The 26968-nt window shown below is 47.0% G+C and carries 24 protein-coding genes; 11 read left to right on the top strand and 13 right to left on the bottom strand.

The genetic code is table 11. From position 1 onward, the window contains the following. Window positions 1-63 precede the first annotated feature (63 nt). The 4 genes from B5F91_RS12865 to B5F91_RS12850 all read right to left on the bottom strand — a co-directional run bounded on the left by B5F91_RS12865 (window position 64) and on the right by B5F91_RS12850 (window position 3458). On the bottom strand, window positions 64-738 hold the full coding sequence (locus B5F91_RS12865) for an RNA pseudouridine synthase (protein WP_087429473.1): 675 nt from the start codon (window positions 736-738) through the stop codon (window positions 64-66). Between the two features lie 18 nt (window positions 739-756). Continuing rightward, window positions 757-1503 carry a 3-oxoacyl-[acyl-carrier-protein] reductase gene (fabG, locus tag B5F91_RS12860; RefSeq protein WP_087429472.1) on the bottom strand — a complete coding sequence of 249 codons (747 nt, stop codon included), beginning with the start codon at window positions 1501-1503 and terminating at the stop codon, window positions 757-759. Window positions 1504-1538: 35 nt separating this feature from the next. Beyond that, window positions 1539-2126, bottom strand: coding sequence for a TetR/AcrR family transcriptional regulator (locus tag B5F91_RS12855; protein ID WP_087429471.1), 588 nt, complete (start codon window positions 2124-2126; stop codon window positions 1539-1541). A gap of 84 nt (window positions 2127-2210) precedes the next feature. Continuing rightward, window positions 2211-3458, bottom strand: a complete 1248-nt coding sequence (locus tag B5F91_RS12850) for a DcaP family trimeric outer membrane transporter (RefSeq protein ID WP_087429470.1) — start codon at window positions 3456-3458, stop codon at window positions 2211-2213. 195 nt (window positions 3459-3653) lie between these two features. Here B5F91_RS12850 and B5F91_RS12845 point away from each other — a divergent pair, with 195 nt between their 5' ends. The 10 genes from B5F91_RS12845 (at window position 3654) to miaA (ending at window position 14379) form a co-directional block, all read left to right on the top strand. Continuing rightward, the gene (locus tag B5F91_RS12845) at window positions 3654-5117 is read left to right on the top strand and encodes a family 10 glycosylhydrolase (RefSeq protein ID WP_087429469.1); all 1464 of its coding nucleotides are present in this window, start codon (window positions 3654-3656) and stop codon (window positions 5115-5117) included. A gap of 191 nt (window positions 5118-5308) precedes the next feature. Beyond that, the gene (locus B5F91_RS12840) at window positions 5309-6478 is read left to right on the top strand and encodes an AIR synthase-related protein (RefSeq protein WP_087429468.1); all 1170 of its coding nucleotides are present in this window, start codon (window positions 5309-5311) and stop codon (window positions 6476-6478) included. Window positions 6479-6486: 8 nt separating this feature from the next. Further along, window positions 6487-7275, top strand: a complete 789-nt coding sequence (locus B5F91_RS12835) for a Fic family protein (protein WP_239416438.1) — start codon at window positions 6487-6489, stop codon at window positions 7273-7275. 9 nt (window positions 7276-7284) lie between these two features. After that, window positions 7285-8394, top strand: coding sequence for a peptide chain release factor 1 (gene prfA, locus B5F91_RS12830; protein WP_087429467.1), 1110 nt, complete (start codon window positions 7285-7287; stop codon window positions 8392-8394). A 12-nt stretch (window positions 8395-8406) separates the two neighbouring features. Further along, window positions 8407-9237: an orotidine-5'-phosphate decarboxylase gene (pyrF, locus tag B5F91_RS12825; RefSeq protein WP_087429466.1), complete on the top strand. Its 831-nt coding sequence runs from the start codon at window positions 8407-8409 to the stop codon at window positions 9235-9237. 351 nt (window positions 9238-9588) lie between these two features. Continuing rightward, window positions 9589-10629: a UDP-3-O-(3-hydroxymyristoyl)glucosamine N-acyltransferase gene (lpxD, locus tag B5F91_RS12820; RefSeq protein ID WP_087210805.1), complete on the top strand. Its 1041-nt coding sequence runs from the start codon at window positions 9589-9591 to the stop codon at window positions 10627-10629. Between the two features lie 5 nt (window positions 10630-10634). Next, window positions 10635-12020: a bifunctional UDP-3-O-[3-hydroxymyristoyl] N-acetylglucosamine deacetylase/3-hydroxyacyl-ACP dehydratase gene (locus B5F91_RS12815; protein WP_087429465.1), complete on the top strand. Its 1386-nt coding sequence runs from the start codon at window positions 10635-10637 to the stop codon at window positions 12018-12020. A gap of 1 nt (window position 12021) precedes the next feature. Further along, on the top strand, window positions 12022-12789 hold the full coding sequence (gene lpxA, locus B5F91_RS12810) for an acyl-ACP--UDP-N-acetylglucosamine O-acyltransferase (RefSeq protein ID WP_087429464.1): 768 nt from the start codon (window positions 12022-12024) through the stop codon (window positions 12787-12789). 47 nt (window positions 12790-12836) lie between these two features. Next, entirely contained in the window at window positions 12837-13394 is a 558-nt protein-coding gene (locus B5F91_RS12805) for a hypothetical protein (RefSeq protein WP_087429463.1), read from the top strand. Between the two features lie 85 nt (window positions 13395-13479). Next, window positions 13480-14379 (top strand): tRNA (adenosine(37)-N6)-dimethylallyltransferase MiaA, encoded by a 900-nt coding sequence (gene miaA, locus B5F91_RS12800; RefSeq protein ID WP_087429462.1) that lies wholly within the window; start codon window positions 13480-13482, stop codon window positions 14377-14379. A gap of 634 nt (window positions 14380-15013) precedes the next feature. On the opposite strand, the gene B5F91_RS12795 is transcribed toward miaA, so the two are convergent. The 6 genes from B5F91_RS12795 to B5F91_RS15010 form a co-directional block, all read right to left on the bottom strand. Beyond that, complete coding sequence (locus tag B5F91_RS12795; protein WP_087429461.1) at window positions 15014-16207, bottom strand: glycoside hydrolase family 43 protein; 1194 nt, start codon at window positions 16205-16207, stop codon at window positions 15014-15016. A gap of 78 nt (window positions 16208-16285) precedes the next feature. Beyond that, window positions 16286-17053 carry a hypothetical protein gene (locus B5F91_RS12790; RefSeq protein WP_144025125.1) on the bottom strand — a complete coding sequence of 256 codons (768 nt, stop codon included), beginning with the start codon at window positions 17051-17053 and terminating at the stop codon, window positions 16286-16288. A gap of 4 nt (window positions 17054-17057) precedes the next feature. Then, window positions 17058-17444 (bottom strand): GntR family transcriptional regulator, encoded by a 387-nt coding sequence (locus B5F91_RS12785; protein ID WP_087429459.1) that lies wholly within the window; start codon window positions 17442-17444, stop codon window positions 17058-17060. Window positions 17445-17447: 3 nt separating this feature from the next. Next, window positions 17448-18248 carry a hypothetical protein gene (locus B5F91_RS12780; RefSeq protein WP_144025124.1) on the bottom strand — a complete coding sequence of 267 codons (801 nt, stop codon included), beginning with the start codon at window positions 18246-18248 and terminating at the stop codon, window positions 17448-17450. A gap of 15 nt (window positions 18249-18263) precedes the next feature. After that, complete coding sequence (locus B5F91_RS12775) at window positions 18264-19103, bottom strand: ABC transporter ATP-binding protein (protein WP_087429479.1); 840 nt, start codon at window positions 19101-19103, stop codon at window positions 18264-18266. A gap of 149 nt (window positions 19104-19252) precedes the next feature. After that, window positions 19253-19444, bottom strand: a complete 192-nt coding sequence (locus B5F91_RS15010; protein WP_144025123.1) for a hypothetical protein — start codon at window positions 19442-19444, stop codon at window positions 19253-19255. A gap of 85 nt (window positions 19445-19529) precedes the next feature. On the opposite strand from B5F91_RS15010, the gene B5F91_RS12770 reads away from it, so the two are divergent. Continuing rightward, window positions 19530-21539 (top strand): AAA family ATPase, encoded by a 2010-nt coding sequence (locus tag B5F91_RS12770; protein WP_204244695.1) that lies wholly within the window; start codon window positions 19530-19532, stop codon window positions 21537-21539. 41 nt (window positions 21540-21580) lie between these two features. On the opposite strand, the gene B5F91_RS12765 is transcribed toward B5F91_RS12770, so the two are convergent. From B5F91_RS12765 to B5F91_RS12755, 3 genes are all read right to left on the bottom strand, one after another. Further along, entirely contained in the window at window positions 21581-23194 is a 1614-nt protein-coding gene (locus B5F91_RS12765; protein WP_087429457.1) for a glycoside hydrolase family 30 beta sandwich domain-containing protein, read from the bottom strand. Window positions 23195-23554: 360 nt separating this feature from the next. Beyond that, a complete protein-coding gene (locus B5F91_RS12760; RefSeq protein ID WP_087429456.1) occupies window positions 23555-25768 on the bottom strand; it encodes an endo-1,4-beta-xylanase in 2214 nt (737 codons plus the stop codon). Between the two features lie 32 nt (window positions 25769-25800). Further along, a complete protein-coding gene (locus B5F91_RS12755; protein WP_204244694.1) occupies window positions 25801-26844 on the bottom strand; it encodes a DUF5627 domain-containing protein in 1044 nt (347 codons plus the stop codon). Between the last annotated feature and the right edge of the window lie 124 nt (window positions 26845-26968).

Raw genomic sequence — 26968 nt, 5'->3', positions numbered from 1 at the left:
AATGAAGATGCCTATGTGTTAATACGAAAAGGGGACGCTGTGAAGCGTCCTCTTTTTACTTTATCAATCTATTGATTGAAATGCTTTCCATAAATTTCCTTCCGGTAAAGGAGCAGTAACTTCAATCCGTTCTTTTGATACCGGATGTATAAAACACACTTTTCGTGCATGCAAACAAATGCTTCCGTCAGGGTTAGAACGCGGGAAACCATATTTAAGATCACCTTTTATGGGAGATCCGATCTTTGCCAACTGACATCGGATTTGATGATGACGCCCAGTCTGAAGATCGACTTCCAATAAATAATAGTTTTCCGAATGTCCGATTAAGCGGTAACATAACACCGCTTTTTTCGAATTTTTCACCTCCTTATCATGTGCATACGATTTATTTTGCTTTTCATTACGCACCAGATAATGCACCAATTCACCTTCTTCTGCCGGAGGGCATTCCTTCACTATTGCCCAATATGTCTTCTTCACTTCACCATTACGAAACATATCGTTCAAACGTGCCAAAGCCTTGCTGGTCTTGGCAAAAACCACCAAACCACTTACTGGACGATCCAAACGATGGGCAACGCCTAAAAAGACATTGCCCGGTTTGTTGTATTTTTCTTTCAGATATTGTTTTACCGTTTCCGATAAAGGCACATCTCCGGTCTTGTCTCCTTGAACGATTTCAGAAGCCGTCTTATTGACAATAATGAGATGATTATCTTCGTACACAATAGTCATACACGCAACAAGCCTGTATTACATATTCATACCGCCGTCTACCTGAATCACTTGACCTGATACGTATGACGACATGTCTGATGCTAAGAACAACGCAATATTTGCAACGTCTTCAGGCGTACCACCACGACGCAACGGAATACGTTTGTTCCATTCAGCCTTCACTTCTTCCGATAACTGAGCCGTCATATCAGTAATGATAAATCCAGGAGCAATGGCATTGGCACGAATACCGCGCGAACCCAATTCCTGAGCTATTGACTTAGCCAGCCCGATCAGCCCTGCTTTCGAAGCCGAATAGTTACATTGTCCGGCATTTCCGTGCACACCCACAACCGAAGCCATATTGATGATGTTTCCACTACGTTGACGCATCATAATCGGTGTACATGCATGAATAAAATTGAATGCAGATTTCAAATTAACATTGATAACAGCATCCCACTGTCCTTCACTCATACGCATCATCAAACCGTCTTTGGTTATACCGGCATTGTTGACCAAAATATCAATAGAGCCAAAATCTGCATGAATCTGCTCTACCACTTTGGCGGTATCTTCAAAACTGGCAGCATTTGACGCATATCCTTTTACTTTTACGCCAAAAGCTGCAATTTCGGCTTCCGTATTTTTACCGTTTTCATCAATTACCAAATCTGTAAATGCAATGTTTGCACCTTCTGAAGCAAACTTCAATGCAATCGCCTTACCAATACCACGAGCAGCACCGGTAATAATTGCTGTCTTTCCAGTCAATAATCCCATAATTATTTTTGTTTTTAGTTATTATGTTTTTAATTCTAAATTTTTCTTCCCAATGCTCCGTAGACTATTTTAGCCACATAACGCCATCCTATTTCATCATCCAAATCCTCACCAATCTGACCACGGATATAAGGCACCTCTATTCCCTTTATACAATAATGCAGGATATCTGCGGTTATCTCGATGTTATCAATATCGAATAAACCTTGCTCTTTTCCTTCTTTTAATACAGAACGAAACAATTTTACTTCGTTTTGGTCAAAATGCTTTCGCATTGCCTCTACCCTCCAAATATCACGAAAAAAATTGGCACGCAATGTTCCGTTACGGTAAACTGCAAGTTTAACGATATCCAAGTGGGTCGATATCAATTCTAGAATCTTCTCATCCGGAGATATGTCTTTCTGTGCCACTTTCTCCATTGTATTCGAAAGCATCTCTAACTCCGACTCGACTACTGCCATATAAATCTGCTCCTTACTTTTAAAATAAGTATAGAGTGTACGGCGTCCCTTTTTCGAAGCCATAGCAATATCATTCATTGTCGTAGCATCCACTCCTTTTTTGGCAAATAGCTGGCGGGCTACATCCACTAACATTGCTTTTGTCTTCAGTACAGTCATCGTAAAAATCCTCTAAAATTGCACAACTTTCAATCGTGTGAGCAAAAGTACAGTTTTTCTTCCGACTACACAAATATTATTCTATCAGAATTGAAAAATAGCTGTCATTACCAAACGATGATTCAAAACAGTATGGGAATGAATAGCTTTTGCCTTCGTATCAAACTCATCGCCATACCAAGCGTTGCACACCGAGTATTCGGCTCCGAATTTCCAATGCGGACGGTTATAAGTCAGCTCGGCGGTACCCGTGAAAAGCTGGTCGAGCGTGGTGCCCGTACCCAATGTCCCGTAGGGTACATCCTTCGCCGCACCCAATCCTTTCAGATAGCCGAAGAACAACGCCGGACGCCACGTCTTGCCGTATGCCACGTTCACCCACGTGGTAGACGTACGGAGAGGCGCATACGTCTGCTCGCCCGTTTCGTTATTGATGCTCCGGATGCCATATCCGCCTACGGTGCTGGCTTGGGTAAGGTTGGTGCCCAACACGGTTTTAGCCGCCACCAGCCAGTCACGATGCGTGTATTTCACGTGCGCTTCGCCCGAAATGCCCGTGATGCGTTCGTCTACATGATACGTCCCGTGGTCGGTTTCCGACTGGGTGCGCGGCGTGATGGAACTCAGATGGACGCCCGCTCCGGCTATCAATCCCGGCTTCTTGTAATTCATGCCCAAATAAAACTCCGGAACACAGCTCCACTTGATGAAATCCTGATGCTTGCGGGTAGCGGTAGTGCCCGGCGCATTCCCGTTAGGACCCACCGAAAGGTATTGCGATTGCCAAATAGCGGCGGCGGTCAACTGGAAACTCTTCGAAGTAAACCGATAGCGGATTTGCGGGGCACGGCTGAAGGGCTGGTAAGGCGCACCCATGTTCAAGTTTAATATTTCGGGAGCCACATCGCCATAAAGCGGATGCCAGGTCTGCCCGACCAGCAATGCCGACTTGCCCCAGTCGAGATTGAAATACACGTGGCGGATGCGGAAGAGCGAATACGTAGTGCCTGAGCCGCGGAAATCCACCTCCACCTTTGCCGAAGTCTTTGCCTTGCCTAACATCGGTCCGGTCACGTCTACGCCCAAACGGGTGTAAAGGGTATAGAAATCGCTATTCCCGTTCTTGTTCAGGTCGTTCCCGTTCGGGTCCTTCACCTCATCAAGCGGATACATGTAGAACAATCCGTCCACCGTCTCCGAGTTCGACCGGCTATTGTAAAACAAATCGGTACGCACTTGCCCGTAAAACTTATAGTCGAACCCTTTCTTCTGCGCATGCCCCGCCAATGTTCCTCCTAACAGGGCTGCCAACAATACAATTTGCTTTTTCATTTCTTTTATATTAAAAAACGCAAAGACGCAAAAGCGCAAAGCCCATAATTAAAAAGAGAAAACAAAGCACGCAAAATCTAAAAAAAATAGTTCTCTGCGTTTTTGCGCCTCTGCGTTATATGATTATAAACATTGCCGCAAAAGTAATAAAAAAGAAAAATGTTTGTATCTTTGCCCGCCTAAAAAACATCAGACATGACACACAAGCTACGATATACGATTTTTTCCCTGCTGCTTCTTCCCTTCCTTGCCGCCTTCGCTCAAACGGCATCGAAACACGAGATACGCGCCACGTGGCTCACCACCTTGGGAGGCATGGACTGGCCCTCGGCAAAAGCCACGTCCGCATCCGGCATCCAAAAACAAAAAGAAGAGTTATGCCGCATCTTAGACGAATTGCAACAAACCCATTTCAATACCGTCCTGTTTCAGACACGCCTACGGGGAGACGTGGTTTACCCTTCGGCATTCGAACCGTTTGCTGAATCGCTTACGGGCACAGAAGGACGGAATCCGGGGTACGACCCGCTCCGGTTCGCCATCGAAGAATGCCATAAACGAGGAATGGAACTGCATGCGTGGATAGTCGCTATCCCCATCGGCAACGCCCGTCAGGTACGGACATTGGGGAGAAACGCCTTGAACCGGAAACACCCGTCGCTCTGCAAGCAATTCAAAGGAAGCTGGTATTTAGACCCCGGCAATCCTGCGGTGGACGATTATTTAGCAAGCATCGTGCGCGAAATCGTATCGGGATATGATGTGGACGGCATCCACCTCGACTATATCCGCTATCCGGAGCAAGGAGAACGCTTCCCCGACCAAGCCACCTACCGCAAGTACGGGAAAAGACAAGACCTGAAACAATGGAGGCGGAACAACATCACCCGCATCGTGCGGAGAATCTATACCGAGACCAAACGGCTCAAGCCTTGGGTAAAGGTAAGCAGCTCGCCCATAGGGAAATACCGAGACACCGGACGCTATTCCTCGCAAGGCTGGAACGCCTACGAAGAAGTGTACCAAGACGCCCAGCAATGGCTCCGTGAAGGCATTCATGACGCGCTATTCCCGATGATGTATTTCCAAGGAAACCATTTTTACCCGTTTGCCCTCGACTGGGAAGAAAACAAGAACGGACGCTGGATTATACCCGGACTGGGCATTTATTTCCTGCACCCGTCGGAACTGAATTGGAAGCTAGACGAAGTGGTGCGCCAAATCTATTTCATCCGTACCATCGCACTGGACGGGCAAGCCTATTTCCGCACCCGCTTCTTGCTCGACAACACGAAAGGGATTTTCAATGAACTAAAGCAACATTTCTACCCGCTTCCCGCCGTAACGCCTCCTATGACATGGACCGACAGCATCGCTCCGGCTAAGCCCTCAAGCCCCTCCTTTACGCTTTTGGACCGAGGCATACGTTTCCAATGGAAAGCCTCAACCGACAACCTTTCTCCGGTATATTACCGCCTCTATGCCTCCGACACTTATCCGGTAGACACCGATAACCCGGCAAACCTGATTGCCCCACGCATCGAGAACACCACCTATACCTACGTGCCCGAAGTGCCCTGGCAAGAATATCTGTATTGGGCGATAACCGCCGTAGACCGGTGCGGGAACGAAAGCGGAGCTGTGGAGTTTTTTCATTAAAACCAAACGCAGAGACGCAAAAGCGCAAAGATTTATTTTTTAAAGCGAGCAAAGAACGCAATGTTTTTCACATTTCTCTCTGTGCCTTTTGCCCTCTCAATTATAAACTTTGCGTTTTTGCGTCTCTGCGTTTCTTATTCTCATAAATATTCACTACCTTTGCAAATCAATAATTTATAACATAAATCCTTATGAGTAACCAACGATATATGCAACGCGGCGTTTCGGCATCGAAAGAAGACGTGCACAACGCTATCAAAAACATCGATAAAGGTATTTTCCCGAAAGCATTCTGCAAAATCATCCCCGACATCTTGGGCGGAGACCCTGAATATTGCAACATCATGCATGCCGACGGTGCCGGCACCAAATCTTCCTTGGCTTACATGTACTGGAAAGAGACGGGCGACCTCTCGGTATGGAAAGGCATCGCTCAAGATGCGCTGATTATGAACATCGATGACTTGCTTTGCGTGGGAGCCGTAGACAATATCTTAGTATCTTCCACCATCGGACGCAACAAATTACTGGTGCCGGGCGAAGTGATTTCAGCCATCATCAACGGTACGGATGAATTGCTTGCCGAATTGCGTGATATGGGTGTAGGCGTATATGCCACCGGAGGCGAGACCGCCGATGTGGGCGACTTGGTGCGCACCATCATCGTGGATAGCACCGTGACCTGCCGCATGAAACGCGCCGACGTGATAGACAATGCCAACATCCGTCCGGGAGACGTTATCGTGGGACTCGCTTCTTACGGTCAAGCCACTTACGAAAAAGAATACAACGGCGGTATGGGAAGCAACGGACTGACCTCGGCACGCCACGATGTATTCGCCAAATACCTTGCCGGGAAATATCCCGAAAGCTACGACCATGCCGTACCCGAAGAACTAGTTTATAGCGGACGTTTGAGCTTGACCGATGCCGTAGAAGGCTCGCCCGTCAATGCCGGAAAGTTAGTTCTCTCCCCCACCCGCACGTATGCTCCGGTGGTAAAGAAACTGCTCGACGCACTCCGTCCTGAAATCCACGGTATGGTGCATTGTTCGGGAGGCGCACAGACCAAAGTGCTTCACTTCGTAGGCGATAATTGCCGGGTGATAAAAGACAACCTCTTCCCCGTTCCTCCCCTCTTCCGTACCATCAAGGAACAGAGCGGAACCGACTGGGACGAGATGTACAAGGTATTCAACATGGGCCATCGCTTAGAGGTATATCTCTCGCCCGAACACGCCGAAGAGGTCATCGCCATCTCGAAATCGTTCAACATCGACGCGCAAGTCATCGGACGCATCGAAGAAAGCGACCGTAAAGAACTGATTATCCGGAGCGAGTTCGGGGAGTTTACGTATTGATTGAAAACATGAAAGAATCAATGCTAAAGGCAGAAAAACATCATACAATCTTAGAGAAAATAGACGAGCTTAAAACCCGCCTTGACTCTTTGCGCCCCTTGCCGCAAGAAGCGTTGACCAAGATTCGGGAAGCACTCGACATTGAATACACTTACGAAAGCAACCGCATCGAAGGCAATACCTTGACCTTGATGGAAACCGCACTCGTAGTGGAAGAAGGGCTTACCATTAGCGGGAAAAGCATGCGCGAGCACCTGGAAGCCATCAATCACCAAGAAGCCATCGCCTATATCAAAGATATTGCAAAAAGTGAGGAGCCGATAACCGAACGGACCATCCTTCAAATCCATGCACTTATCTTGCGGGGTATTAATCGGGAAAACGCAGGATGTTACCGCACGGTGCCCGTCCTCATCGCCGGAAGCCGTCATGTGCCTCCCCAGCCTTATCTGATAAGGAAACAAATGGAGGACTTCTTGCTCCGTTTCCAAGAAATGGAGGCGGAAGGCATCCACCCGATAGACATTGCCGCCTACTTGCACGATGAATTGGTTCGCATCCATCCTTTCATCGACGGGAACGGACGCACCTTCCGTTTGCTGATGAATCTATACCTGCTACGGCACGGCTATGTATTCATCATTCTGAAAGGGGATGCGGAAAGCAAGTTAGCCTACTACAAGGCACTTGAAGCCTCACACGTAGACAAGGACCCAGAACCGTTCCGCTTATTGGTGGAAGAAAAAGAGATAGAAGCCCTCCAAAGATACATCGAATTAATAGAAGAAAAAGAATAAACAACAGATATGTCAGACAACCATACACTCTTAGAAAAGCTCGATGGACTGGTTTCGCGCTTCGAGGAAGTATCGACCCTGATAACCGACCCTTCCGTTATTGCCGACCAGAAACGCTACGTGAAGCTCACCAAGGAATACAAGGAACTGGGCGACCTGATGAAGGCACGCAAGGAATACATGCAATGCCTTGCCGGACTGGAGGAAGCTAAGGAAATGATGAACGAAAACGATTCGGAGATGAAGGAAATGGCTCGTGAAGAAGCCGCCGCGTGTGAAGCACGCATCCCGGAGCTGGAAGAAGAGATCAAGCTCCTGCTCATCCCAGCCGACCCGCAAGATGACCGCAACGCCATCCTCGAAATCCGTGGAGGAACGGGAGGGGACGAAGCGGCTATCTTCGCCGGAGACCTGTTCCGCATGTACTCGAAATATTGCGAGCGCAAAGGCTGGAAGTTAGAAGTATCGAGCGCGAGCGAAGGCGCATCGGGAGGATTCAAGGAAATTATTTGCTCCGTTACGGGAGAAAAGGTGTACGGGACTCTGAAATACGAATCGGGCGTGCACCGCGTGCAACGTGTGCCCGCCACCGAGACCCAAGGGCGTGTACATACCTCGGCGGCATCTGTCGCCGTATTGCCCGAAGCCGAGCCTTTCGATGTGGAAATCAACGAAGGCGAAATCAAGTGGGATACGTTCCGGAGCTCCGGTGCCGGAGGACAGAATGTGAACAAGGTGGAATCGGGCGTACGCCTGCGCTATAATTGGAAGAACCCCAACACGGGCGTAGTCGAGGAAATCCTGATAGAATGTACCGAGACGCGCGACCAGCCGAAAAACAAGGAGCGTGCTCTCGCGCGCCTGCGTACCTTTATTTATGATAAGGAACATCAAAAATACATTGATGATATCGCCTCGAAACGGAAGACGATGGTAAGCACCGGAGACCGGTCGGCAAAAATCCGCACTTACAATTATCCCCAAGGGCGCATCACCGACCACCGCATCAATTATACCATCTACAATCTTGCCGCCTTCATGGACGGAGACATCCAAGATTGCATCGACCACCTGATAGTAGCGGAAAACGCCGAAAGACTAAAAGAAAGCGAATTATAAAAACATACCGACATGAACAAACAAGAACTTTTTGAGAACATCAAGCGCAAACAATCCTTCCTTTGTGTAGGACTGGACACCGACATCAAGAAAATCCCCGAACACCTGTTGAAGGAAGAAGACCCGATTTTCGCGTTCAACAAAGCCATCATAGACGCTACAGCCCCCTATTGCATCGCTTATAAACCCAACTTGGCTTTCTATGAAAGCATGGGCGTAAAGGGCTGGATAGCTTTCGAAAAGACCGTGGAATACATCAAGAAGAACTATCCCGACCAATTCATCATCGCCGACGCCAAGCGCGGAGACATCGGGAACACCTCGGCGATGTACGCACGTACCTTCTTCGAAGAACTCGATATCGACTCGGTAACCGTAGCTCCCTACATGGGCGAGGATAGCGTGACTCCCTTCCTCACCTACGAAGGCAAATGGGTCATCCTCTTGGCATTGACCTCGAACAAAGGCTCGTACGATTTCCAATTAACGGAGGACAAGGACGGAGAACGCCTCTTCGAGAAAGTGCTCCGCAAATCGCAAGCATGGGCAAACGATGAAAACATGATGTATGTAGTAGGCGCCACCCAAGGCCGTATGTTCGAAGACATCCGCCGCATCGTACCCAACCATTTCCTATTAGTACCGGGCATCGGCGCGCAAGGAGGCTCATTGGAAGAAGTATGCCGCTATGGAATGACTCCCCAATGCGGGCTTATCGTCAACTCCAGCCGTGCCATCATCTATGCCGACAAGAGCGAAACTTTCGCCCAAGCCGCCAAGAATGAAGCCGAAAAGGTTCAGAAACAAATGGCGGAACAATTGAAAGCCGCCCATATAATATAATAAGGAGTAAACCGGCTCACGCATCCTCTCATTGCACCTGCCCCGTGCGGTACAATGAGAGGGCTTATGCATCTCGGAACGCACGTGCTTGCATCGGCTCACTCAAGCGTCTGCATCCCCCGATGCAAGCGTTTGCACCGGCATGCGCAAGCGGTTGCATACGCCTCCGAGACCTGCCGTGTTCCGCAGGACTAAAGCAAAAAAAACATCGGTTAACCAGTTTTAGACCACTAAAAAGATAAATAATTGACATTTTGCACGGTTATATAAAAAAAAAATACGTAATTTGCATAATTAAACAAGGAGCGTACTAAAAGACACTAATAGAAAAACCAAAAGATACGATAAGTTATGGAGTTTTCAGCTAAACAAATTGCGGAATATATCCACGGAGAAATAGTAGGGAATGAGAATGCAACCGTACATACATTCGCCAAGATAGAAGAAGGCGTGCCGGGTGCCATTTCTTTTCTTTCAAACCCGAAATATACACATTACATATATACAACCCAATCAACGATTGTACTGGTCAATAAAGATTTCGAACCGGAACAACCGGTAAGTGCAACCTTGATTAAAGTAGACAACGCATACGAAAGCCTGGCTCAACTCCTGACTTTATACGAACAAAGCAAGCCGAAAAAGACGGGCATCGACCCGCTGGCATCCATTGCTCCGACCGCTAAAATCGGGAAAGATGTCTATATCGGTCCCTTTGCCTGCATCGAAGAAGGTGCGGAGATAGGAGACAACGCTTGCATCCACCCGCATGCGACCGTAGGAAGCCATGCCAAAATAGGAAATAACACAACGCTCTATCCCCATGTCACGATTTATCAGGATTGCCGGGTGGGAAACAATTGCATCCTGCATGCCGGATGTGTCATCGGCGCGGACGGATTCGGGTTTGCCCCCTCCGCCGAAGGCTATGACAAGATTCCCCAAATCGGTATTGTCGTTATCGAAGACAATGTGGAAATCGGTGCCAATACGTGCGTAGACCGTGCCACGATGGGTGCCACCATCATCCATAAGGGCGTAAAGCTGGACAACCTGATTCAGATTGCCCACAATGTAGAGATAGGAAGCCACACGGTGATGGCTTCGCAAGGAGGCGTGGCAGGTTCCGCCAAGATAGGCGAATGGTGCGTATTTGCCGGACAAGTAGGTGTAGCCGGACATATCAAAGTGGGCGACCGCGTGACTATCGGAGCCCAATCGGGCATACCGGGCAATACCAAGTCGGGCAGCACCCTGATGGGATATCCTGCCATCGACCCGAAACTTTTTGCGCGTTCAGCTGTTATATACAAGAAGTTGCCCGACATGTACGAAGACATGAGACGCATGCAAAAAGAACTGGAAGAATTAAAGAAACAACTTAATAAATAAAGCCCATGTTGAAACAAAAAACATTAAAAGGCAGTTTTACACTGAACGGTAAGGGTCTCCATACCGGAGTCAAGCTGACCGTGACATTCAATCCTGCCCCCGAACACCACGGATATAAAATCCAACGCATCGACCTGGACGACCAGCCCATCATCGATGCCATAGCGGATAATGTGGTAGACACCACACGTGGTACTGTTTTGGCTAAGAACGGGGTAAAAGTAAGTACCGTAGAGCATGCCATGGCTGCCCTCTATGCAGCCGGTATCGACAATTGCCTGATTCAGGTAAACGGTCCCGAACTTCCGATTTTAGACGGAAGCTCGAAAGCATACGTAGAATGCATCCAGCGGGTAGGCATTGAGGAACAAACCGCTCCGAAAGATTATTACATCATCAAATCGAAAATCGAAGTGCGCGATGAAGAAACAGGGTCTTCCATCATCGTCTTGCCGGATGATAAATTCAGCTTAAACGTATTAATCTCTTACGATTCCAAGATTCTGACCAACCAATACGCCACATTGGAGAACATGGATGAATTCCCTACCGAAATCGCATCGGCACGCACCTTCGTATTCGTGAGGGAAATCGAACCTCTGCTGAATGCCGGGCTTATCAAGGGAGGAGATTTGGACAATGCTATCGTTATCTACGAAAAGCAGATGACCCAAGAAAACTTCGATAAATTAGCGGATGTCATGAGAGTCCCGCACATGGACGCAAGCCATTTAGGATATATCAATCACATCCCTTTGGTATGGCCCAACGAGCCAGCACGCCATAAGCTGCTCGATATCATCGGCGACCTTGCCCTAATCGGGAAACCCATCAAGGGACGCATCATCGCCACCCGTCCGGGACATACCATCAACAATAAATTCGCACGCCAATTGCGCAAGGAAATCCGCCTGCACGAGATTCAGGCTCCTATCTATAATTGTAATGAGCCGCCTTTGATGGACGTGAACCGCATCCGCGAACTCCTTCCCCACCGCTATCCGTTCCAATTGGTGGATAAGGTCATCGCTATCGGAGCCAACCACATCGTAGGCGTGAAGAATGTCACATCGAACGAACCTTTCTTCCAAGGGCATTTCCCGCAAGAGCCGGTCATGCCGGGCGTGCTTCAAGTAGAAGCCATGGCACAAGTGGGAGGCTTGTTAGTGCTCAATTCATTGGCAGAGCCGGAAAGATATTCCACTTACTTCCTGAAGATAGACAATGTGAAGTTCCGCCAAAAAGTAGTGCCGGGCGATACCCTTGTCTTCCGTGTAGAACTGATGGCACCGATTCGGCGCGGCATCTCTACCATGAAAGGATATATCTTCGTAGGAGAAAAAATCGTTTGCGAAGCCGAATTTATGGCACAAATAGTAAAAAACAAATAACATGATCAGTCCATTAGCATACATACACCCCGAAGCAATCATCGGAGAGAACGTAGAAATCGGCCCCTTTGTCTACATCGACAAGAACGTCGTAATCGGTGATAATAACCTCATTATGCCCAATGCGAATATCCTCTACGGTGCACGCATCGGCAATAACAACCGGATTTTTCCCGGTGCCGTTATCGGGGCTATTCCGCAAGACCTGAAGTTCAGAGGAGAAGAAACCACGGCGGAAATAGGCGATAACAATACTATCCGCGAAAATGTAACTATCAACCGGGGTACCGCCGCTAAAGGAAAAACTGTGGTAGGAAACAATAACCTGCTCATGGAAGGCGTACACGTAGCCCATGATACACACGTAGGAAGCGGATGCATCATCGGAAATTCTACGAAAATGGCAGGCGAAGTCATTATCGATGACAATGCTATCGTAAGTGCCAACGTCCTGATGCACCAGTTCTGCCGGGTAGGCGGATACGTAATGATACAAGGCGGATGCCGGTTTAGCAAAGACATCCCACCTTATATTATAGCGGGACGCGAACCGATTGCTTATAGCGGAATCAATATCGTAGGCTTGCGCCGGCGCGGATTCTCGAACGAACTGATAGAAAACATCCACAATGCTTACCGCATCATTTATAATAGCGGGAAGAACGTAACCGATGCCCTGCAACAAGTAAGAGAAGAGATTCCGATGAGCCCCGAAATCGAATACATCGTTTCTTTTATCGAAAATTCGGAAAGAGGCATCATCCGATGAAAAAAATTTTGTACCTTTACGCATCAATTCAAGATTAACGAAAAACTATGGTATATAAATTTAGAATCATATCAGATGAAGTGGATGATTTCATAAGAGAAATCAAAATCGATTCGGATGCTTCATTCTACGATTTGCATGAAGCAATCCTGAAATGTACAGGCTATAAGGATGACCAGATGACTTCTTTCTTCATCTGCGATGATGATTGGGAGAAAGAAATCGAAATCACCTTGGAAGACATGGGAGGAGGAAGCTCGGAAGAAGATACGTTCGTCATGAAAGACACGCGCCTGAGCGAACTTTTAGAAGATGAAAAGCAAAAACTCTTGTATGTTTTCGACCCGTTGGCTGAACGTGTATTCTTCATCGAATTATCGGAAATTATTACAGGAAAAGATTTGCAACATGCCACTTGTTCGCGCAAAGAAGGCAATCCGCCTCAACAAACCATCGACTTCGATGAACAAATGAAGAAAATGGATTCGTCATTGGACTTAGACGAAAACTTCTACGGTGACCAAGAATACGACATGGACGACTTCGACCCCGACGGCTATGACATGGGAGGCGGAGGCAATCCGTATGACGAAGATAAATACTAAATCAATTGATAGTTAATAGTTGATAGTTAATAGTTTGCTGGCACTTTCAATTATTAACTATCAACTATTAACTATCAACTATTTTATGACTCTCATCGTCCTCATCGGTCCAACAGGCGTAGGCAAAACCGAATTAAGCTTATCTATCGCCGAAACCTATCATACATCTATCCTCTCGACGGACTCCCGCCAACTTTATGCCGACTTGAAAATAGGCACGGCTGCCCCTACTCCCGACCAATTGGCACGAGTTCCCCATTATTTTGTGGGCACATTGCAACTCACCGATTATTATAGCGCAGCCCAATATGAAGCAGATGCACTCAAGAAACTGGACGAACTTTTTAAAGCACACGATGTGGTGGTGCTGACCGGAGGCTCGATGATGTACGTCGATGCCGTATGCAAAGGCATTGACGATATCCCCACGGTAGATGCCGAAACACGCCAATTAATGATAGAACGTTATGAACAAGAAGGGTTGGAACGCCTCTGCGCCGAACTGAAACTTTTAGACCCGGAATATTATCAGATAGTTGACTTGAAGAATCCCAAACGGGTAATTCATGCACTCGAAATCTGCTACATGACCGGAAAAACCTACACTTCCTTCCGCACCCGCACACAGAAACAACGCCCTTTCCATATCCTGAAAATCGGATTGAAACGGGAACGAGAAGAACTATATGCCCGCATCAACCTTCGTGTAGACCAAATGATAGAAGAAGGCTTGCTGGAAGAAGCCCGCAAGGTTTATCCCTACCGGCACCTCAATTCGCTGAACACCGTAGGCTATAAAGAACTCTTCAAGTATTTCGATGGAGAATGGGAACTTCCCTTTGCTATCGAGAAAATTAAGCAAAACTCACGCATCTATTCACGTAAACAGATGACATGGTTCAAGCGTGACGCCGATATCACGTGGTTTCATCCCGACCAAAAAGAAGAAATCTTGCACTTTATCAGCCAGCACATTGCTGAATAAGTGCCAATTTGACAGAAATTTTGCATCATCTGCTCATCTGTCAGTTCTCGACTGACAAAATGTTCATCCCCTCCCCGTAAAGCATTCAGGAACCTCTGCATTTTTTGACTTAGGTCAATAAAACGGGCAAAAGTCTCAAATATATGCTATAAAACATATTTCATATCAAAAAAGGCAGTATATTTGCAGTGTAATTAAAGAACAACAAGTTCTAGAACTTAACTAAACTATAAGTTTTTAAGGTAAAGATTGAAAAGAAAAAACATCGAAGGCCAGCCGTGAGGTTCGCCGGAGATTTAAAGGGTAACAAAATTAGTAGGTATTAAAATTAGACTAAGTTAGATTTAAGTTTTCAGGTATTATTAACTAAACAAGAAAGGATAACATTATGAAAAAGGTAAAAAACATTTTTCACAAGATTGCCAATGCAGATCCTATGATCTGGGGTTATGTAATGCTGAACGACAGACTCAGCAAGTAAAAACAAGCTGAAGCAACAAAAAGCGGAAGCTTTTAAAAAAGAATCTGATAAATGCCGAAAGGCTTTTGTAAATAATCAAAAAAGCGATTGCGCCTCGTGCACAATCGCTTTTTTCCGTTTATCGAGTCATATTGTGACAAATGCAAGAGCCGCTCAACGGATAGAATCCATAAGTGCCAAATTCATCTCTTCAAGTTTTCCGTTAGAAAAATCGTCTAAAGTCCAACTGTCAAACCATTTGATAACGGGCTTTCCCTCACGGAAAAGGATAGGAAGCCAAATATACCGTGCATCGCTCGGATGCTTCGGACGCCAGTTATCTGCCATAAATATAAAAGCATCTTTCTTTCCGTGAACAGGAAGCACGTATGTACTTTGCCCATGGAAAGTAAGATGAGCATCATCACCTATACAAGGATTGGGATGCTGCGTCCAAGGTCCCCAAATACTCGGAGCAGAAAACATGCGTGCTTCGTTCGGCTCCCAACCCGTACAGCCGGATGTAATCATCCAGTAAGTACCGTCTTTCTTGAAAATAGCCGGTGCTTCATTGTGTCCGGCAGGTGCGATACGTACGTATTTCCCCGTATGAGTCAAATAATCATCGCTCAGTTCGGCTATTTGCAAAGTCAGATTGTCTTCCGATGAATAAATGTGATACCCTTTCCCGTCATCGTCTACAAAAAGCTGCATATCGCGTGCCATCTGCCCGCCTTCCAGATCTCGTTTCACAAACAATCCTTTAGCTATCGCATCATACCATACCGGAGTCCACCATTCTTTATACTTATCTATATCGAGCGTATCGAAAACAGCACGCTGTTCATCCGTCATGTCGAATGGCAACTTTCCCGGATTAATACGTCCCGACCGAAGGTATTTAAAAGGACCGGTCGGATTATCTGCCACAGCTACAGCCGAACGTGCCGCTGCATATCCTTTTCCCTTTAATTCCAAATGAAACCATAAAACGAATTTTCCGGTCTTTTCATTATAAATCACTTTCGGACGTTCCATAATACACCCTTGAGTGATGTCACTTGTTGTGTCATTTGTCACAACGGGCAATACTACCCCTTCGTTTTTCCAATCTGTTAAGTTCTTTGATGAGTAGCACATAATACCTACCATAGCCGCACTGGTAGTATCCGATTTATTCTCGCCATACCAGTAATAAGTGCCTTCATGGTAAAGAATGCCCCCACCATGTGCATTTACATGGATTCCTGCATCGTCGAGCCACAATTCCCCCGACCGGATTTCTTTCGCTTCCTGCCGTCCTGCACACGAAAAGAATGTCAGCGCAATCCCAAACGCTAGTCCAATAAACAAAGATGTCTTTTTCATGAATGATACGATTTAAATAAATACGATTTGACAAAATAAATCATTATTTTCTGAATAGACAAACTCTTATACATCTTTCTAATCTTTCCGCACAATCTCTGCCGCTTCACGCAATTCGATGTTCAGTCTCGCACCCTCGGTTTTCGGATACCACTCCAGACTACGGCTTTCGTTCTTTACCCAACGGCAATAATGCGTACCGCTGCCTGTAAGATGTTCGGTATCTACATGAAACGAGTCGGCATGAATGTACCATTCGTTTGTTGCATCCAAATCAATATGCAAATGTCCGGCACTACCGCTTTTAAAATGCAGACTGCCTCCCGATGCCGAAAGCGTTCCAAACTTGCATTCCGATAATTCTATACGGTTTTGAGTAGAGACTGAAAATGTATCCCGTTCAAGCCCTTTGACAAAAGTGGTGACATAAGGTGTGTGATTGTACACAGCATCGGCTTCTTTGGGAAGCTGCAAGCGCATAGACAAGAAACTGTGCCATTGGTTTTCAGGGAATCTGTCTTTAGGAAAACAGAAATGAATATTCAAGGTGCTGTCTTCCGATAAGTCCATTTTCATATAAGGTTCCAGCTCGGATACATAGGATATACTGCTTCCGGTTGAATCTGCCGGACACATCCCAATCGGGACAACAACCGGAGACATCTTTTCATCTTCCGTCGTGAATACGAGCCTTTTGAATGCGGGCAACGGTTCCGATTTTATGGAACTGAGTGTCCCGATTTCGGTAGCAGGCTTCTCCCCACAGGTTAGAAAATAAGCAAATGTGCCTGTCAGCAGCAATCCTGCCACTAACATCGCTATCAGAATATAAGTTGTTCGTTTCATACAGTTAAGATTGCTTTTCTTGATTCGTTTGTTTGTTGATAAAGTCACGGTACATAGCTGCAAGTTCTTCCGCCGAAATGCCCAGCATCACGCATTGCCTGAAAAAGGCATCCGATTCTTCCTGCAAGAAGTGTTTCCTGCGCAAGCCGTCAATCACCCGATGCGCACCTACAGCTACAAAATAGCCGATGCCGCGTTTGTTGTAAATGATGCCCAACTGTTGCAGGTAGTCGAACGAACGCATCACCGTGTTAGCGTTCACCTCCACCATGCCCGCATATTCGCGCACGGAAGGGATGCGCCCTTCTTCGGGATATACGCCGAGAAGGATTTCATCGCAAATACGGTCGGCTATCTGCAAATAAATGGCTTTACTTTCCTTGAAATCCATAGGCTACCAACGATTGATGATTTCCGACTCTTTAAACCGAAAGTAAGCCAACGTCCAGTTGAACACCGCAAACACGGCTCCGATAGTCATGACCAAGTAAGTCATGGCATCGTTATCATTCAGTATCGGATTATGAAACCCGCCCCACTCTTTACAAATAAAATGTCCTAACTGAATATTAGCCAAGCAAATCAGAACGATAGCAATCAATGTCTTGCCAATTGTTTTCTTAGGCCAAATGCTGCTTCCCAATACAAACAAAGACTGCACAAAACAACACATCGCTATCAATATCCCTGTACGTTGCAAACTCCAAGTACTTACATTGCCGTCTGCTCCATAAATATAACACGATAAATCCAAGGGCTTTATCTGTTCTGCCAAATCGCTGTAATACATCTTGGATACTACGACCCTCGTCCAGTCTGCCAATTCGAAGGCAAGGATATACATCAAGACAAAACCGACCGTAAACAGCAGCCAACGCGATAGATATTTCTCGAAAGCAGAAGCCGGCAGCATCAAGTAAGCGATACGTCCTTCCTTCGTCTTCATGCACTCCATAAAGCAAGATGCAAAAAATGCGCCCATGACAAAAAGACCAGCATGGACAAGGAAACGTAAATTATGTTCATAAGCGGGAAGTGATGGATTTGAATCGCCTAATCCATATCCGACCAACACAAAAGCCAATCCGGCATAACACGCCACAAACCTACGCAGATGCATCTTCCATGCTCCAATCCATTCCATACGGCACAACATCCCGAAACGCCGCAAATTAAAAAACTGATTGTTTTCCATTTTTACATCATTTTATCAAGAATGAAACATCGCCGCTATCCGTTCGGGCATGGCAAGTGCCGCCCCGAACAGTAACTCCAAATTAATCTCTGTCTCTTCGCCTCTTTCATTGGGCAACATCAGGCTATTGCCTTGAAGCGAAGGCAAGGCATAAAGCGCACGCTCCGCCAGCGCAGGGTCATCGCTCTCACGGAAGGAGAACGCGGCACAAATATCGCTTACCGAACGGTCGAGCAGCACACGGCTTTCATCGATAATGACTATATGGTCGAGCATCCGGTCGATGTCGCGCACCTGATGGGTAGAGATTACCACACACCGCTCTTCGTCCATGCCCGAAGCTATCAGCTTGCGGAACTGGCTCTTGCCGGGAATATCCAATCCGTTGGTCGGTTCGTCCATCAGAAGCAACGAGGTATGTGTAGCCAACGCAAAACACATAAACACTTTTTTCTTCTGCCCCATTGAGAGCGCACCTAAGTTCACATCGGTATCCAAGTCGAACAAGTCGAGATAACGTTTCATGTCCTCCGTACTGAAACGGGGATAAAAGCCACTGGTCAGCTTTATATAGCGGTTCAGCGTGACGGAAGGCAATTCAAATTCTTCGGGCACCAAGAAAAGGTCGCCTAACGTAACAGGCAGACGGCGGCGCACATCCGTGCCGCGATACATCACTTGCCCTTTCCGCGGGGTGAGCAATCCGCTCATCAGGTAAAGCAAAGTAGATTTTCCCGTCCCGTTCTTCCCCAATAGTCCATACACTTGTCCGGGCTGAAGAGAAAGGGAAAAATGGCTTAGCACGTCTTTCTTGCGTCTACCATAACTAAATGAAAGGTCTTTTACTTCTAACATCATCTTTTTATCTTTTATGCTATGACTGTTTTCTGTTTTATGTGTATTAGTTAAATAGTACACTACAAAAGTATGGATTCTTGTTTTCATAAGCAAGCATGAATGCAAAAAATTAACAGACTTTTACCTATAAACCCGATGCATTCCATTTAGAGACCTAGGGTATTTATCCAAACAGCAGGGTCCGTTTTATATTCCGCCAGCCGGAATGTACGTTCCAGCCCGTGGAATATACGTTCCAGCCCGCGGAATGTACGTTCCAGCCCGTGGAATATAAAATAGATAAGAATATGAGATGAATGTCCGCATTTCACCTTATTAATTGTAGGAGGGTGTATCAAAATAAGCGGTCTTTTCCGAAGCTTTCTTTCATATTTCTTCCGCTTTTCGTATCTTTGCCTTCATAAGGGAATAGAAAAACCAGCCATGCAATCACCTATCGAAATAGATACCAGCAACGCCGAGTTTCAGAACGCATTGAAACTCATCCAATATACCCGCCAATCTGTATTCCTGACCGGGAAAGCGGGGACGGGTAAATCTACGTTCTTGAAATACATCTGCCAACATACGAAGAAGAAATATGTGGTGTTGGCTCCTACGGGCATTGCCGCCATCAATGCGGGCGGAAGCACCTTGCATAGCTTTTTCAAACTTCCTTTCCATCCTCTCCTGCCCGATGACCCGAATTTCAGCCTGAAAGGAGGGAAATTGCATAGTTTCTTGAAATACTCCGCCGACCGCCGCAAACTGATAAAGAACATCGAACTGGTGATTATCGATGAAATATCCATGGTGCGTGCCGACATTATCGACTTCATCGACAAGGTATTGCGGGTCTATTCGCAAAACATGCGCGAACCTTTCGGAGGGAAACAACTCCTGCTGGTAGGCGATATGTTCCAGTTAGAGCCGGTGGTGAAAAACGATGAGCGCGAAATCATCAACCGCTTCTATCCCAATCCCTACTTCTTCTCGGCACGGGTGTTCCAGCAAATGGAATTAGTATCTATCGAACTGACCAAGGTGTACCGCCAACGGGACAATGTTTTCGTAAGCGTGCTCGACCATATCCGCACCAATAGTGTGGGAAGCGCCGACCTGCAATTGCTCAACACCCGATACCAAGCCCCCGCAAAATCGAACGAGAATGATTTATACATCACCCTCGCTACCCGAAGAGACAACGTAGACTTCATCAACGAGCAACGCCTTGCGGCACTTCCGGGAGAAGCCGTTACGCTAAAGGGGGAAATCCACGGCGAGTTTCCCGAAAGCAGCCTTCCCACCCTTATGGAACTCACCGTAAAGCCCGGCGCACAGATTATCTTCATTAAGAACGACCCTGAGAAACGTTGGGTGAACGGTACTATCGGTATTCTTTCGGGCATTGACAAGGAAGGGGTTCTCTACGTAATCACCGAAGACGGAAAGGAATTCGACGTGCGGCGGGAAAGCTGGAGCAACATCCGGTACCGGTATAACGAGCAAGAGAAAAAGATAGAGGAAGAAGAATTAGGCACTTTCACGCAATACCCTATCCGGCTGGCTTGGGCGATTACGGTACACAAAAGCCAAGGATTGACCTTCAGCCGGGTTATTATCGACTTTACCGGAGGCGTATTTGCGGGAGGCCAAGCCTACGTGGCATTGAGCCGGTGTACCTCGCTCGATGGCATTTGCCTGAAGCGGGAAATCACCCGTGCCGATGTATTTGTGCGTCCCGAAATCGTAAGCTTTGCCCAAAAGTTCAACGATTCGCAAGCCATCGACCGTGCCATGAAGCAAGCCCAAGCCGATATTGAATATGCTGCATCCGTCCAAGCTTTCGATAAAGGGGATTTTGAAACCTTCCTGCATCACTTTTTCAAGGCAATCCATTCACGGTACGACATCGAAAAACCCTTGCAACAACGATTTATCCGCAAGAAATTAGGCATCATCAATCGTCTGAAAGCCGAGAATGCGCGCCTGAAAGAAGAGATGCGGGAATCGAAAAAGAACTTGCAAAAGTATGCCAAGGAATATTACCTGATGGGAAACGAATGCGTTACGCAAGCCCATGACACACGGGCTGCACTGGCGAATTATGACAAAGCCCTCGAACTATATCCTGAATACGTGGACGCATGGGTGCGGAAAGGCGTGACGCTTTTCAACACCAACCGGATGAGCGAAGCCAACGAATGCCTGAACCAAGCCGTCAAGCTCCGCCCCAATGAGTTTAAAGTCGTGTACAACCGGGGCAAACTCCGCCTGCATATCCATGACATAGAAGGAGCCGTCACGGACTTGGATAAAGCCACCTCGCTCAAGCCTCAACATGCCGGTGCCCACGAATGCTTTGCCGATGCACTGATGCAGGCAGGAAAAGAAACGGAAGCGGAAATACATTACCGGCTGGCAGAAGAAATCAAAAAAAAAGCCCGTCATTGATGCAGGGTGCATCAACGACGGACATCATTCATACTTAAACATCAAAGTTTGAGCCGTACCGAAACAATGCTCTTTCCAGATAAAGATAAAGAAGCATATTCGCCAGTTACCTCTACACTCACAGCTTCCATGTTCTTTTCTTCATTTGTCTCAACAGCTGTAGCCTGGCTGATACCCGATACCGGAATGGCAATGGTCAATGCACGGTCTGACTGATTCAATAATACGAGCGTGATTTCATCACCCGATTCATTGATATAAGCAGTCGCATCAATGTTTTCACTGCCCGAAGTAACGGCAATACGGGTCGTATTGGTTGCATATTGTGCATAATGTGCCAAAATGTAACCGTTCTTCGAAACCTCGCCTTCTTCTTCTTTGCAACGCTCGTCGGTATCACCAATCATACCGTAGAAGCGTTTCAAGTACCAGTACACATACGCACTGCAATAGCCGTCCATACACATGTGGATTTCTTTCGCCAAGTGTGAGAAGTTGTAATCCCAGTTCCAGAATTGCCACAACGACGGGTCTTCTTCATTTTCTCCGTCATTGAAGAGGTGCTCTGTCATCCACCAAGTCTTTCCGCCCAAGCGTGGGTAAAGTCCGCATACATAGTCGTGACGGTCTTTTACATAGCTGCTGCTCAGGTCGATGAAGCCTTGATAAAGGTGACCTGCCACGATGTCGGTTTGTGCAAAAGCATCTACATCATTCAATACAGCATCGGTATATTCGGGCTGGTAACCGCAAGCTTCAGGCGACATCAGTTTCACACCGGTTTCGCGGATGCGTGCGCCTTCTTGTTTCAAGAAAGTCACCACTTCCTGCGGAGTCCAAGCGGTAAAGTCCATATCCGGTTCGTTCTGTACCGAGATAGCGTAAATGTTCACGCCGTTCTCTTTCATGAATTCGACGTAACGGATTAAGTGGTCAGCATATTCCGTATAGCATTCGGGTTTCAAGTGGTCTGTATCATCTACTTTATCTGCCCATTCGGCTTTAATGTTCCACGGGCAAGCGAAGACAATAGCACCGTGGTTCTGTGCGATTTTAGCTCCTGCTACATCGTCTATCCAGCGGTTTTCGTCGGAATAAATCATCAACCGAAGAATAGAATAGCCCAATCCGTCGGGACTGTACATCTTGTTCATTTCATCGGCTGTAATGACCGGAGTGCCCCAAACGCTGACCGTGTTCATACCGCCAAAGCCAACTACTGGCTGGTATGTAGTAGACGGGTCTACAGCCAATACGGTACCGCTTGCCCCTTCTTGGGTCACGGTTAATTCGGTTGTTGTTCCGTTTTGGTCAGTTAAGTACAATACTTGTGTACGTGTTTCTGTCACCGAAGGATTGGCATTGCAAGTCAAGACAACTTTCGTAAACTCTTGTCCGCCGTTCGCATTCCCGCCCAATGCAGGAGCTACATTGCTTACAATATCTCCTTCGCCTAAGGTAATTTCCCAAGTAGATTGTTGTGATTCTACTATCGCTTCAGCAGTTCCGTCTGTCCCATTAACCGTCATAGCAGAACGGACAAAACGGGCATACGAGTCTCCCCATACGCTCTTATTCACCGTATCATCGTCTGAACAAGCCCAAAACAAGGTGCTTGTCAAGAGAAGTGTAAAAATTGTTTTCAGCTGTTTCATGTTATTTTCCAGGTTTTGTATATAGTTCTTTCATTTAAAATGCTAAATAAATATCCGCATTTGCCAAATACCTGTAGAGGCAGGGTTTGCCTGCCCGAATGCACCTACAAATAGAGCGGTTGATGTCTTCAGGCGGGCAAACCCCGCCCCTACAGTTAAATGAAAGAACCTAAGTTTTGTATACATACGATTCTTATCACAGAGATTACAGAAGCACACAGAACTTTTCAGTTCTTCTTTGTGCGCTCTGTTCTCTCTACGATGAGTCTTCCTTTTTCAAGGAAGTTGGGAAACTATTATATGAATGTCCGCAATACGCCCCTACAATTAATTTGATGAAATGCGGACATTCATAAACTATTATTTCAATCCGTTCACTACACCTTCATAGAACAGGTTGCGGTTCCAACCGGAAGTCCACGGGCAGAGCTTGTTCGCCGATGACGATTCGTTCAAGCCCGAAAGCGAAATGCCGTATTGGTTCTGCTCGCCGATGAGGGTGCGGTATTGCTGCATAATGAACGACAGGTATTTTCCGGCATAAATGCGGTCGTCGGTTGAAACCTGACCTGCCTGGATGAGACTGCCGTCAGCATTTTCTACGCAAACACTCAAGTCGGATATACGTACCGGTTTGTTTTCCTGAGCCAAGCGAGTGAAGAGGGCAGTAATCTTTTCCTCGTTTGCAGCCTGGATAGTGGCATCTTTCGAATAAACCGTATGAAGTAGGATGGTATATCCGTCAATAACGGTTTCTCCGTCTTCTTCATACGAGTTCACCAATGTAGCTAACTGGTCGGCTTTCGATGCCATATCATCCGTTTGTTCGAAGGTCTGGCTTACGAAGAGCTGTACCGGAACTGCTGCCGTGTCGCGTGCCATGGCTACAGCCGTGCGGGCGAATTCCACATCGCCACCCAGGTATTCACCGAAGTTGAATGTATTGGCATCTTGTGTCTGGCTGAGCGGTTCGCCGATGATGTTCCACATCGTTACAGCTTCGCCTCCGGCATCCATCATACCGCCGATCCAGGCGTTCATATCAGCCGTCAAGATGTCTGCTTTTTCTTCGGGTGTCTTTTCGATGATGGTGTCGTCCATCTTCCAGTACAGGGTGATGTTGTCGATGTAACCATGCCAAGCACCCGAACCGGCACCGATTGCCAGTGTGATTTCAGTCAGTCCTTTCAACTCTTCCGGTATCATGACCGAACCGTTCCCGTTCTCAGTACCGAAGGGGATATAAACGGTGCCGCGTCCCCAGGCGTTGTCGGGACATCCGAAATTGCCCGGACCTTTGCCCGAGTTCATTTCCACACCGTTGATGATGACTCTTACACCGTCACCCCAGATGCCTTGGCTGTTGATAATGTACATATCCAGTGCGATGGCTGTATAGTCGCCTAGGGTTCTGCCCGGTTGCAGCTGGAGTGTGAAGGTGGGGTAGGAGTGGCTGGAAGGGTCGCTTTCCGTGCCTACATGGAGCACCTTGCCGCTTTCGCCTGCCGGGTCGTTTTCTACAACCGACGAGCTGTTGCCGGTCATCGGGTAGGTCTTGCCCAGTTCGTCGCCTTCAAAGTCGATGACGGTGGTGCCTGTACCTGCCACTTCGTAGTTCATGTAGATATTGTCCAGGTAGTAGTAGGCTTCACCTGAAGCAGTACCTACCTGCAGTTCGAATTCGGTCAGTTCAGCTAAGCTGGCGGGCAATACGAATCCTGGAGCAGTAGCGTCTTTCATCTTGATGACGGCACCGCGGTTCCATTGGTTTGGATTGCAACCTATTGTCGCCGCATTCATACCCACGTTGAACTCTTGTCCATTGATGTAGACTTTCATGCCGGCACCGTAAATGCCGTGGCTGTCTACCACTCGCATGTCAAATTCCAGGCTTACATAGTCGCCCAGCTTGCGTCCTTCGGGCAGTTTTACATTCAGTTTGGCAAATGAATAACTTGCAAATTCGTCCGCCCTGCCTACGCACAACACCTTCTTGTTCGGGTCATCCGGGTCGGTAGTTACTTCAGCACTACTGTTTCCGCTCATGGGATAAGCTGTACCTATTTCGTCCGCTTCGAAGTTGAAGAGCACGGTGCGTCCCTTCTCCGGTTCGTAAGGGATGATGGTCGGCTCGAACTGTTCGGCATAGTAGGAAGCACGTTGTCCTTGGTAGGAGGCAAGCGTTCCGCCGTATGCCGTTACGTCTGTTCCTGCAAGTGCATCCGCCAGTGTCGACATGCCGCCGAAGTCGTATGCGCCTTGGTCATTGACAGAGGTAGCAGGCATATAAGTTGTGCTGCCCACGTCTATTCCGTCGAAATTGTTGATAATGGTGCTGTAAGCCACTTCGTGTGCGGTGAAATCGCTTGGATTCAGGTTCGCCGTCAATTTGAAAGGCGAATTGGCATCCCGGCTGATGTATGACTTCAGCACATCGAAAGTAGCCAGATACTCGCTGCCTGCCACCTCTTCGGGTTTTTCTACCTGCAGGTTGCATTCGTACTCGTCTACGCAAGCGGTAAACAGAGCCGTCGCTACAGCGAGACCGATTAACTTATGATTGATGTATTTCATGTTCTTTTTGTTTAAATGTTAAACCTGTAGTTTTATCGTACTTCGGCATTAAAAGCCTTTCCGCCTTGTACACCGCGGGTACGGAGCACCAATGTATCTTTCGTGGCATATTGCATGCCCAAATTATGAAAGTCCACTTGATAGTCCAAGTAGAGGGCATCCCGGTCTTTACCCCCCAAGCTATTCTTTTCACCGTCTTTTATGAATTTACCGGTTCCGCTTACTGTAATGCCATCGGTTATACTAGACAGGGTGCAATTGCCGTCTTCGCCAAAAGCAAGAGCAATGTTGTAACTGACGTTATTTCCATTCGTATCTTGAGTGGTCAATGCCAGGGTGGAACGGCTCAGGCTATTGGTAGTTAAATACACCACTTCATCGTCTTCGATATATTGTTCGTGACGTATATTCGAAGTTGTTGCGCCATTTGCCGTCATTTGATCAATGCCTCGACGTAAGTATTCACCGTGCCATTCGTTGACATATTTGATGGCATAGATAACGTAATTCTTAGGTTGCGTTGTCCAATGGTTAGAATTGGTCAGTACCGGATTCTCTACTCCTGCTGTACCTTGCAGGATAGAGTCTGCCCCTTCTACATGCAGCATCCGTAAGGGGATGGCGTAATAGTTTTCAATAGCATGTTCGTCGGCAAAGAATGCATTGGTCAATTGAACTTCCACTCCTCCGCCTATTTGACCTTCTGGGATATGAATCTGATTGGATGCCAACGTATAATACTCAGCCGGCATAGGAACTACCGGACGATTCTCGTCTATGAAGTAGAGGTTGTCACACAATGACTCGTCTACTTCGAAGTCGATGGTCACGTTTGTCGGATTGTTGTATCCTCCTCCCCATGCTGCCTTGATAGACACTTTATGCTCGTTGTCTATAGCGTTATCTGTAAATTCGTCTTCGCCCAACACCAGTGTACGCTCGGCAAACTGGTTGGCGAAGTACACGGTGCTGTAATCAAAGTTTTCGAATTCATTCGTTCCGCTTTCGCAAGAGGTTGCGATACCTCCAACAAGCAGCGAAGCCATTCCTACGTATAATAAATTCTTCTTTTTCATGTCGGTCATCTTTCTTTTTCTCCGTGTGGTGATAAATGTACTAACAAACCTTAAACGATTTCATCGTCCGGTAAGTAGTAGTCTCTCCATTTGATGTCCGATGTGTAAATGGCGGCAATCTTAA

Origin of the sequence: Bacteroides sp. An322, assembly GCF_002161765.1 — a bacterium.
Taxonomy (GTDB): domain Bacteria; phylum Bacteroidota; class Bacteroidia; order Bacteroidales; family Bacteroidaceae; genus Phocaeicola; species Phocaeicola merdavium.
The sequence above is the reverse complement of the archived record's forward strand: the minus strand, read 5'-3'. Positions and strand labels throughout refer to the sequence as shown.